8 protein-coding genes are annotated in these 11517 nt (G+C 43.6%); all 8 read left to right on the forward strand.

The annotated features are described in order from the left end of the window. Positions 1–9 precede the first annotated feature (9 nt). The 8 genes from ACSBL2_RS08400 (at position 10) to ACSBL2_RS08435 (ending at position 11509) form a co-directional block, all read left to right on the forward strand. Positions 10–1302 carry a redoxin domain-containing protein gene (locus tag ACSBL2_RS08400; RefSeq protein WP_442591239.1) on the forward strand — a complete coding sequence of 431 codons (1293 nt, stop codon included), beginning with the start codon at positions 10–12 and terminating at the stop codon, positions 1300–1302. Beyond that, the gene (locus tag ACSBL2_RS08405) at positions 1302–1751 is read left to right on the forward strand and encodes a protein-disulfide reductase DsbD domain-containing protein (RefSeq protein ID WP_442591240.1); all 450 of its coding nucleotides are present in this window, start codon (positions 1302–1304) and stop codon (positions 1749–1751) included. The genes ACSBL2_RS08400 and ACSBL2_RS08405 overlap by 1 nt, the downstream gene beginning before the upstream one ends. Further along, the gene (locus tag ACSBL2_RS08410) at positions 1748–2857 is read left to right on the forward strand and encodes a redoxin domain-containing protein (RefSeq protein WP_442591241.1); all 1110 of its coding nucleotides are present in this window, start codon (positions 1748–1750) and stop codon (positions 2855–2857) included. The genes ACSBL2_RS08405 and ACSBL2_RS08410 overlap by 4 nt, the downstream gene beginning before the upstream one ends. Before the next feature lie 11 nt (positions 2858–2868). After that, the gene (locus tag ACSBL2_RS08415; RefSeq protein ID WP_442591242.1) at positions 2869–4530 is read left to right on the forward strand and encodes a trypsin-like peptidase domain-containing protein; all 1662 of its coding nucleotides are present in this window, start codon (positions 2869–2871) and stop codon (positions 4528–4530) included. Between the two features lie 38 nt (positions 4531–4568). Then, on the forward strand, positions 4569–5987 hold the full coding sequence (locus tag ACSBL2_RS08420; protein ID WP_442591243.1) for a redoxin family protein: 1419 nt from the start codon (positions 4569–4571) through the stop codon (positions 5985–5987). 205 nt (positions 5988–6192) lie between these two features. Then, entirely contained in the window at positions 6193–6789 is a 597-nt protein-coding gene (locus ACSBL2_RS08425; protein WP_442591244.1) for an RNA polymerase sigma factor, read from the forward strand. Between the two features lie 73 nt (positions 6790–6862). Continuing rightward, the gene (locus tag ACSBL2_RS08430; RefSeq protein WP_442591245.1) at positions 6863–7825 is read left to right on the forward strand and encodes a FecR family protein; all 963 of its coding nucleotides are present in this window, start codon (positions 6863–6865) and stop codon (positions 7823–7825) included. Between the two features lie 162 nt (positions 7826–7987). Next, a complete protein-coding gene (locus ACSBL2_RS08435) occupies positions 7988–11509 on the forward strand; it encodes a SusC/RagA family TonB-linked outer membrane protein (protein WP_442591246.1) in 3522 nt (1173 codons plus the stop codon). The last annotated feature ends 8 nt before the right edge of the window (positions 11510–11517 follow it).

Here is an 11517-nt window from a genome sequence, read left to right on the forward strand (position 1 = left end):
CATATTGCAATGAAGAAGATAATTTTATTCCTGCTGATCTCGAGTTCAGCATGGGCTCAGCAGGTTATGCCCGAAAAATATAACTATAATGATTTTAACCTGATTGTTAAGGTCGAAGATAAAGAGAAATACTACAATCAAATGCTTCAGGAAAAGCCTGAAGATAAGTCCAAACCTGCCCAATATAATGATTACCGTGGCTCCCTGGCAACCGCTTGGCTTGCAAAGGGAAACCTGGAAAGATATAAATACTATACCAAAAATAATCTCGAATTCTCATTCATCAATTTGGTTGATTTCACTTATGCGCTGGAATACCTGGTAGAGGACAGCAAGAACCTGAAGATAGTTGAACAAGTTTCAGGCGAATATTTGGATATGCTGGATAAGGCTAAAACCACCGACGAGCTGACCAAGGATAGAATGCAGGTCTTATTGGAAGTCAATGCAATGGCCAACGCTAAATTGGGTAATGTGGAGCTGGCTATGAAAAATATAGAGCGGTCTTCAACAATCAAAGGCATGAGGGAGGGAAAGTATTTTAAAGACTCGAAATCCAATTATCTGAACCGTTATGGAATTGTCCTGGCTGCCGCTGGTCAGGATAAGAAAGCTTTGGATTTACTCATGGAAGCAGTGAGAACTGCTGATTCCAATCCTAAATTGGTGGCAACCCTGAGGGAAGTTTACAAAAAAGTGAAAGACAATGAAGAGGGGCTGGATCAGCTCGTCAAATCTTTGCAGGATGAAGCTTATCAAAAGTATTATAAAGAAGTTGAAAAATTATATATCGCTGATAGTAAAATCCCTTTTCAGGGATCTATACCCGACCCAAATACAGATGGTAAAGGGGAAATGATTACCATTTTGACTGCTAAACAGCACGCCAAAAATGTATCCTTGCCAAACATGAATGGCAAAACCGTAAACTTTGCCGACTATAAAGGAAAGATCCTGGTGATTGATTTCTGGACGACAGGATGTACGCCATGCGTTGCGGCATTTGCCGGATTTGAAAAGGTTGTCGCAGATTATAAAAATGATCCTTTCCAACTCTTTGTCATCAACCTGTTTGAAGAGCAGAAAACCGTTAAAAGTTTCGTAGCGAAAAAAGGCATTAGCCTGGATGTTTTACAGGACGAGCCAAACGAGGCTTATGATATTCAGGCAACCCCTACTAAGATTGTCTTTGATCCGATGGGTAACATCAGATTCTACGGTGTGGGGTATGCAGGTTCTACAGACAGAGAATACTACAAGCTGAAAGCCATGGTTGAAATCATAAAAGCGCGTAATATATAATGAGAAAGATCATATTCTTATGCTGTATTGCTGTGCTTTTCACTGTAAGCGCCTACAGCCAAATATTAGAACCGGTTAAATGGAGTTATTCAGTAAAAAGAACCAGTGCTTCTACCGCAACTGTTTTCATTAAGGCGACCATCGACAAAGGCTGGCATTTGTATTCGCAGGTTGCCCGGACAGGAGGGCCAACGCCAACAGCATTCTCTTTTCAATCATCAAAAGTTTTTGATCTGATAGGTAAAACTATTGAACCGAAACCGATTACGATGTTTGAGCCTGTGTTTTTTATGGAAATAGGTTATTTCGAAAGCACTGCGATCTTCCGGCAAAAGGTGAAACTGAAAGGGAAAAATGTTACGGTTAAAGGTAAAGTGGAGTACATGGCCTGTAATGATAAGATGTGTCTTCCACCGACAGAAAGAGAATTCAGTATCCATATAAAATGAAAAAAATAATCACACTATCGCTATGCTGCCTGTATCTAACGGGAGCTGTAGCACAAGACAAAACATTTCAAGTTCAGGGCAAGTTAAATGGTTCCCTGGAGAACGGACGTTTGGTGTACAGCTATTATATTAAAGACGCAGACATTGTAATGGATTCTACGAAGGTGATGAATGGAACCTATACGTTGAAAGGCAATGTAGACAAGCAGGTGATGCTGAATATTGGCACAAGACCTTACGGTGGGGATGTCAAGATTTTTATCGCCCCCGCAGCCAGGCTGACTGTTACCCACAACAAATCTATGAGCGACGTGATGGCTGCAGGATCAGCGGCAAACCTGGAATACAATAAAGTCAGGACCTCCTTAAGGTCATACTATCTGAAAATGGATGAAGTGGACAGAAAACATGCTGCTGCCATCAAAGCAAAAGATGAGGCGGCCCAGGAAGCACTGATTGCTGAGGGAGACTCCATTTTTGCAAGGATGATGAGCGATGTTTATCCCAATTACATTTATAAAAACCCAAATTCTCCCATTGTTTTGGCCATGCTCGATGAATATATGGGCGGCAGTGCTGATGACAGAAAACTGGAACCTCTTTTTAATGCTTTGTCGAATCAGGTAAAGAACAGTCCCGAGGGAAAACGATGGGCAAAAATACTTGCCACGTCTAAGCTGACCAGTATTGGTAAGCCAGCTCCGGATTTCATTCAGAATGATACCACCGGAAATCCTGTGAAGTTGTCTTCCCTGAGGGGAAAATATGTTCTGGTCGATTTTTGGGCGAGCTGGTGCGGTCCCTGTCGCGCAGAAAATCCAAATGTCCTGAAGGCTTACCAGAAGCTTAAAGACAAGGGATTTGAGGTGATTGGTGTTTCGATTGATGGCGACAGGAAGGCATGGATGAAAGCAATCAAAGAAGATGGGATGCCATGGACACAGGTGAGTGATCTTAAAGCAGATAAGAATGGGGCTGCAATCTTATACGGTGTTGACGCTATTCCGCAAAACTGGCTGCTGGATCCAAATGGAGTAGTGCTGGAAAGAAATCTTAGGGGGGAGGACCTGGCAGAACAGATCGAACGGTTGATGACAGCCAAATAGAAGATAAAAGAATGAATAATTTAAAACTGAGTATACTTGGCTTGTTTTTCTTTGCCTCTGTAAATGGCTACAGCCAGCATAAATCCGCAGCTAAATCTATTGAAAAGATGATTGCCGGTTGCGTTGAGAAGGCCATGTTAACCAGTGTTTATATCATTGAATGGGATACACTGAAGAATAAGGTGCAGGAGGGGGTGGATGAAGCGAATGGGTTTACGGGTGTGGTGGTGTCAGCAGAAGGACACATCCTGACGGTATCTCATGCGGCTATGCCAGGCCAGGTTTACCAAATTTCCTTTCCGGATGGCAACAAACACATTGCTGTAGGCTTAGGTCACATCGGTATTCAGGATAGAGGGACTGATTATGATATGGCAATGGTTAAAATCCTGAAGCCCGGCAGATGGCCGTTCGCCAAGATGGCACCCAGTACTGAATTAAAGCTGAATCAACCGGTGATTAGCATTTCTTATCCCGGAGCCTTCTTTAAGCAAATACCAAATGTGCGTTTTGGTAGGATCGCTGATGTCGATTTGACGGATGGGTTCATAGAATCATCGGCCAAAATGGAACCCGGCGATTCGGGAGGTCCCTTATTTGATGTGCTTGGTAGAGTCGTTGGCGTTCATAGTTGGATCAGGGAAAAAGAAAATCAGAATTATGATGTTCCGGCTGATCACTTTTTAAAATACTGGACCGCACTTAACCTGGCGAAAGATTATACAGAACTTCCGCCAGCAGATAATTTGCCCGCTCTGGCCTCTCCAATAGCAATGGAAACTGTTCCTGCGCTGGAAGAGCTGGTCGGAAAATCAGCTACCTATAAAAAGAGTGTGGTGGTGCTGAAAAGTTCTCATGGTCTGCAGCAGCTGTCTATCCTTGGTACTTTAATCAATTTTGGCGGTGCTGTATTTGTCATCAGTAAAAGTTCGATGGTTGGAAACAATGCAACCCTTAAAATGGGTGATGATACGGTTCCTGTCCAGGTGATGAAGAGAGACAGGGATAATGATCTTGTTTTGTTAAAAGTTGCCGGGGAATTAGGGGGGGGGATCAGGCTAAAAGCTACCGCAGAAAATCCGGCTCTCCAACAAAAGGACCTGGGTACCATCCTGGTTTCCACCTTGCCGGAAGATTCGATTAAAGTTGGTGTATTAAGCGCGACTTATACCGATATGCCATTGAACACGAGTAGAGGGTATCTGGGAGCAAGTGCTGTTGAACAGGATGGGAAAATAACGCTCAGCAGGATTGGCAAGGGCAGCGAAGCAGCTTCATTTCTTAAAGTGAAGGACCGGGTAACCAAAATCAATGGGATTGAAGTGAATACGGCAGCGGAATATAACCATGAATTTGAGAAGTATATCGCAGGTGATTCGATTGCTGTAGATATCCTCAGAGAGGCGAGCCCGATGCAATTTAACTTGTTTCTTGAAGCACAACCTACGGTCAGGCATGTTTCATTTGAATATGCCGGAGGACGAAGCGCACGTTCTGATGGTTTTAAAAATGTACTTGTTCATGATGCAGCGATTAGGGCGGATGAATGCGGAGGTCCGGTATTTGACAGCGCAGGCAAGTTTTATGGGATTAACATCGCCAGGCGAAGCAGGACAGCTACTGTTGTCGTTCCTGTAGCCATGCTTGCAAAATTTATTAAGGATGAGGTATAAATAAGTTTTTCTAAAAAAGGTATTAAAATCAACATTAAATGAAAAAAATAATTCTGGCCATTTTGATGCTTACTTCTTTAAGTATCATGGCACAACAAAGAGAAGAGGAGGCCACTAACCCAAAGTTAGACGCGTTAAAAAATGAAAAGAACCAGGCGGTTCTTCAACAGAAGATAAGCACCCTGAAAAGCGGGACGGTAGATGACCTGGAATTGTTAATTCAGTACTACCATAAAAATGCAGTGAAAAAGGAAGCCGTGGCTAAAATTCTGCTTAAAAAATATCCGCAGAGTCAGAACGCAAGAATGCTGAGAATGACTTCCTTTCTTAAGGTACAAGAGATTCCGGAAATGGAAGCCCTGCTCGGATCTATGATTAAAGAATATCCGAATGTAAACCTGGATATGGAGAAAAGTCTGTTGTCCAGTGCGTATGCTGAAGTTCCTGATGCGGCTAAAGTCCTGAAGTATACCAATTCGATGAAAGATCCTGTATTTAAGGTAAGGGCACTGACCATGGCAATTGACCTTATGGCAGCAATTGACAATGCCGCAGCCCTGGAGCTTGCTACCGGTAAATTGGACGAGGCAAAGAAAATAAAAGGCCAGACCACTTTGATCAAACCCTTGAAGGTGGATCCAAAAGCTGCTTATGACGATTATATCAATACCTATGGTAAGTTACTTTTCAAGGCAGGTAAAAATGAGGAGGCCTATACATACACCAAAGAAGCCTATGACAATATCGAAGATAGGGATGGGGAGCTCATAGAAAATTATGCGTTCCTGTCAAGCTTAAATGGTAAATATGAGGAAGCTTTGCCTGTTTTATCCAATGCGGTAAAGGAGGGTAAGTTCGAACAGAAATATATTGACCAGGTAAAAATTGGTTATGAAAAATTAAATCCGGGTAAGGATGTTGACGCTTATGTGGCCGGATTGCAAAACGTTTTCATTGAAAAGATCAAAACACATGCTTCAAAACTAATCATCAACGAAGCTGCACCAGAATTTACCTTGACAGATGTGAATGGCAAAAAAGTTTCTCTGGCAGATTTTAAAGGCAAGACGTTGGTATTGGATTTCTGGGCTACCTGGTGTGGCCCTTGCGTAGAATCGTTCCCGGCAATGCAAATGGCTGTCAATAGATACGCGAATAATCCTGACGTTAAGTTCCTTTTTATCGATTGCTGGGAAAGTGTTAAAGATCCGCTGTCCGCTGCTAAAAATTTTCTAAGCAAAAGGAATTATAAGTTCGATTTATATATGGATCCTGTAGATCCATCTACCAAACGGAGTCTGGCGTCTGATGCATTTAAAGTAGATGGAATACCTGCGAAATTTATTATCGATGGGAATGGCAACATTCGTTTTAAGATATCAGGTTTTGAGGGGAAAAATGAGGCTGCTGCTGAAGAAGTGGTACAGATGGTTGAATTGGCCAGGAAAGGTGCGTAACTCCATATCAAACTGGTAAGTTATCACCTGCAAACGGAAGAGTGGAAGCTCTTCCGATAGTCAACAAAATAGAGGGCTTTAGGGTAATCGGTGACTGATTAGTCCAGTACCGGTTATCCTAAAGCCTCGTTTTTATTGAGCTAAAACGTATAAGCAATTTATAGTTTCTTAATCATTTGTTTACATCAGCACCCTACTTTTGGGCATGCTTCACTTAGGGATCAACGACACAACACTGGTAACCCGTCTAAAACTTGGTGATGCCGAAGCCTATTCCCAATTGTACGACATTTACTGGGAAGACCTCTACATCCAGGCCTATAAGCGTATCAATGACGAAGACCTGGCTAAAGATATGGTGCAAAACGTATTTATCGATATCTGGCAAAGGCGTGAGACACTGACTATCGAAACGGCATTTTCCCATTACCTCCGTGCGGCAGTAAAATTCCAGATATTCAGCTATTTCCGCTCAGAAAAGGCCAAAAGCAATCTCATGGAGCAAACACTACTGCGTTTCAGCTCAAGTTCCACGATCAATGACCTGGAAGGTTATTATGAGCTGGAGCAACTGATTGCCGCTGAAATTGAATTGCTGCCCGATAAGATGAAAGAAGCTTACCTGTTAAAAGCCGCCAAACATTCTACCTCAGAAATTGCCCGGCAACTCAACCTCAAAGAACAAACAGTATCCAACCACCTTTCCGAAGCTTTAAGGAGAATCAGGATAAAATTAGGTGCCAAATATCCGGATTGGGTAGTCTCTGTCCTGATTTTGCTGTTTAAAATACTTCACGATTAGTTAACAAACACTTAACAATTTCTATAAGTAAATACAGCCCCCAGCTGCTACTTGTTTAAAAAGGTTAAGCATTTTGGAAGCAGATCAGTTCAAAGATTTATTAAAACGTTACGAAGAAAATACGCTCTCCCCTCAGGAGAAGCTCTTGCTGGAAAGATGGTATGAGAGCTATGAAGAGGATGAGTTTACCGGATTTTCCTCCGCTGCCCACGCAGAAAGAATTAAGCAGGACATCAAAACGGTAGTGATGCCTGTGGAGAGGGAGGAACAAAAAACAACAGGAATACACTGGCGCCGCATTTATCGGTATGCTGCCATCCTTACCTTGCTGGTTCCCGCCTTTTTCTTTTTCAAAAAGGAACAGAAGCCTGCAGGTCTGACGGAAAAAACAGAACAGTTTACCACCTATACCACTACTGCTGCCGAAAGCAAGAGGCTGACGCTGCAGGACCATTCCATTGTCCACCTTAATCCTTCCAGTAGCCTGAGGATCTCCAGCCGTTTTGGCACTTTACCCAACCGTGATGTTTTCCTGGAAAAAGGGAATGCTTTTTTTGAGGTGGCAAAAGACCGTCGCCATCCTTTTATCGTGCATGCACAATCCCTATCCACCCGGGTGCTGGGTACTAAGTTTAAAGTGAGCAATACCGCTAATGATAAGGTGGAGGTGAGTGTGAGTGAAGGAAAGGTGCAGGTTTCCCAGGCCAAAAAGGTACTGGCCTTATTGCTTCCCGGCAAAAAACTGGTTCTGGACCAGAAAGAAAAGCGCTGGGAGAAAACCGATTTCGGGATCAATGAAAATAACAACTGGTACAAGGCCGTCGCGAATCTGAATGATGCCGATTTTGAAGAGGTGGCCAGGACAGTTAAAATATATTATGGCGTAACGCTCAGCAGCGAAAATCCATCATCGCTCAATTACAGGTACAATTTACAAATCCGCTCTGAAAGGACGTTAGATCAGACCATAAAAATGATCTGTTCGGTGAGGGGCAACAATTACAGGAGGACGGCAGATGGTATAGTGATTTACTAAAGAAGCCGGCCCTGAAGCAGGGCCGGCCCGATAATTTCAACAGTGTAGCTTGAGACCCTTAACTGTTGTGTGAAACAAATTATTTATTGTTCAATGTCAAAGATAGGGAACCTGCGCCAATTTTCAGCCAGGTTGCCACATCCTTTGCAAACCAAATACAGAATGAAAAAATATTTACTGCTAGTGCAGAAAATTATGCGTTATACCCTCCTTATTTATACCCTGATGATGACCAGTACGCAGCTCCTGCTGGCCGGTAATACCAGTGGACAAGTGCTAAATAAACGTGTTAAAGTAACCTTTGAGGAAGAAAACCTGTTGTCGGCCATTAAAAGGCTGGAGAAGTCCAGCGGCGTGGACTTTGCGTACGACCCGGCTTTTTTACGCCTGAAATCTTTTAAAGTGATCCCTTCAAACCATAGCGATGAAAAGATCGAGAGTATCTTATCGGCATTGCTCAAAGATACGCAGCTTACCTTTACTGAAGATGTGCCAGGGGTGATCACCCTGATGAAAAACCAGGAACCGGGAAAAATAAGCGGTAAAGTGGTAGATGAAAAAGGGGAGCCATTGCCGGGCGCAAGTATCCGCGTGGTGGAACTCAATAAAGTCATACAAAGTCATACAGACGGTACCTATAGCATTTCTGCTGCTCCGGGTTCGTATACCCTGCAGGTGAGTTTTATCTCTTATACCAGCAATACCCAAAGCAAGATTGTGGTTAAACCAGGGGAGACTACCCGTTTGAATATTGCCTTAACAGCTGAAACAGGAACACTGAATGAGGTGCTGGTCGTAGGTTATGGTACGCAAAAAAGAGAAAATGCCACCGGTTCGGTAGACCAGGTAACGTCAAAGGTGTTTGAAAACAGACCGATCTCTAACCTGTCACAGGGACTGCAGGGCGTAATTCCCAATTTGAATATCACGATTGCCGATGGCCGCCCTAACCAGGCACCTTCTTATAACCTGAGGGGAACAACCTCTATCGGACAGGGCGGTTCAGCGCTGATCCTGATCGATGGGGTGGAAGGTGATCCGTCCAGGATTAACCCGAATGATGTGGCCACGGTTACGGTGCTGAAGGATGCGGCTTCCGCAGCAATCTACGGGGCGAGGGCAGCATTTGGTGTGGTGTTAATTACCACCAAAAATCCGGTTAAGGACCGTACGACGATCAATTATTCAATGGCACAGTCGATTAAGAAGCCTACTGCGGTACCCGACCTGGTGACAAACGGTTATCAATATGCCAGTATGTTCAATGAAGCCTGGTCGGCCTGGAACGATTATTCACAAACTCCGCAGAATGTGAACAAGACGCTGAAATTCTCTCCTGCTTATCTGGAAGCACTGAAATTACATGATGCTGATCCAAGTTTGCCAAAAACAGAGCTGAATGCGGCGGGTGAATATGTGTATTATGGCAATACCGACTGGTATAAAGAATTGTATAAAGACAATAACAGCTCGATTGAACATAACCTTTCCCTTTCGGGTGGCAGTGGGAAATCTGATTTCTATATTTCAGGAAGATCATTCAAACAAACCGGAATCTTCAGGTATAATTCCGATGATTATCAGATGTACAACATGCGTGCAAAGGGATCGGCGCAGCTGTACCCCTGGTTGAAAGTATACAACAATATGGATTATTCGTCCATTAAATATTATAGTCCCCTGAATGTAGGTGAAGGTGGCGGGATCTGGAGAAACATCAATGATGAGGGCCATACGCTGGCGCCAATGTTTAATCCGGATGGTACGCTGACGTTTTCTGCAGCCTATACGGTTGGTGATATGTACAATGCAAAAAACGGGGCTACACAGGATAAGAAAGTCTTAAGGAATACCTCAGGATTTATTACCCAGTTTTTTGATGACAAGTTCCGTGTGAAAGGGGATCTTACTTTCCAGCAGACCACCAGTGACAGTACCCGGGTGCGTGTTCCGGTGGCTTACAGCAGAAAACCAGGGGTGATTGAATATGTGGGTAGCAATACCAATGATTTTCAGCAGATCGACCTGACGACCCAATATCTGGCGACTAACATTTACGGTGAATTTGAGCCGCGCTGGAGTAAGGACCATTATGTGAAATTCCTGGCGGGATATAACTATGAGCAAAGTAAGTATAAAAGGTTACTGGCTTCCCGTAACGGATTGATCTTTGATGATGCAACGGATATTAACCTTGCTTTGGGACAGTCCATTGTTACCGCCGGTGGCTATGACGAATGGGCTGTGCTGGGCGGTTTTTACAGAATTAATTATGCCTATAAAGACCGTTACCTGCTGGAAGCGAATGGCCGTTATGATGGCTCTTCAAAATTCCCTTCCAATCAGCGCTATGATTTTTTTCCTTCTTTTTCTGCAGGCTGGAGATTGAGTCAGGAACCTTTCTGGAAAATCAGTAAAAATATAATTACTGACGTGAAGATCAGGGCTTCTTATGGTTCATTGGGGAATGGTAGCATCGCTTCTTATGCTTTTCAGGAGAAATTCAGGATCCAGCAGTCGAACCGGGTGCTGAATGGGGTAAGGCCGCAGTACACTGGCCAGCCAGGCGTATTACCCGATGGCTTAACCTGGGAAACTTCACAAACCAGGAACATTGGTCTGGATATTGCCTTCCTGAATAACCGGTTGAACTTTAGTGGTGATGCGTATATCAGGGATACCAAAGATATGTTTACCACCGGTATGCCATTACCGGCAGTTTTTGGTACCGATGTGCCCAAAGGTAACTATGCAGACCTGAGGACCAAAGGCTGGGAAGCTACACTTTCCTGGAGAGACCAGTTTGAAGTCGGCGCGAAACCATTTTCTTATGATATCAGGCTGACCTTGTCTAACTATTCAGCCAAAGTGACCAAGTTTAACAATCCGCTAAAAACAATAATCGACTACAGCACAGGCAAAACAATCAATTATGAAGGCCAGCAGATCGGGGAGATCTGGGGTTATGAGACCGACCGTTATTTTACTTCTGCTGAGGATATTGCGAATTCTCCTGTACAAACGCTGACTAAAGCATCCAACAGTGGCAAATTACTGCCTGGGGATATCAAGTTTAAGGACCTGAACGGCGATGGGGTGATTAATGATGGTGGCAATACAATCGACAATCCGGGTGACAAAAAGGTGATCGGTAACTCTTTGCCAAAATATACTTATGGCATTTCCCTGGGTGCGCAATGGAAAGGTTTCTTCTTCAGCAGCTTTTTCCAGGGGGTAGGTAAAATGGACTGGTATCCGGGACAGGATAATGCTTTGTTCTGGGGACAGTATAACCGTCCGTACAATAAAATCCCGGTATCGCAATTGGGAAACATGTGGAGTCCGGAGAATCCTGATGCTTACTTCCCAAGGTTACGTGGTTATACGGCACAAAATGGGGCGGGAGAATTGCAATCGCAGTCGAAATATATCCAGAATGTGGCCTATATCCGTTTAAAGAACCTTCAGATCGGCTATAACGTATCGCCGCTGATGATCAAAAAACTGGGCCTGAGTAATTTACGTGTCTACCTTTCCGGTGAGAACATCTGGACCTATTCTCCACTCTATAAGATTACCAAAGATATTGATGTAGAGAGTATCGGTAATGTTGAACAGGGGGGGAACGGAAATAACTATCCACAATTAAAAAGCTATAGTGTAGGCTTGTCCGCTACATTCTAATTTAAAAT

It is taken from the genome of Pedobacter sp. AW31-3R, from assembly GCF_052180285.1.
Taxonomy (GTDB): domain Bacteria; phylum Bacteroidota; class Bacteroidia; order Sphingobacteriales; family Sphingobacteriaceae; genus Pedobacter.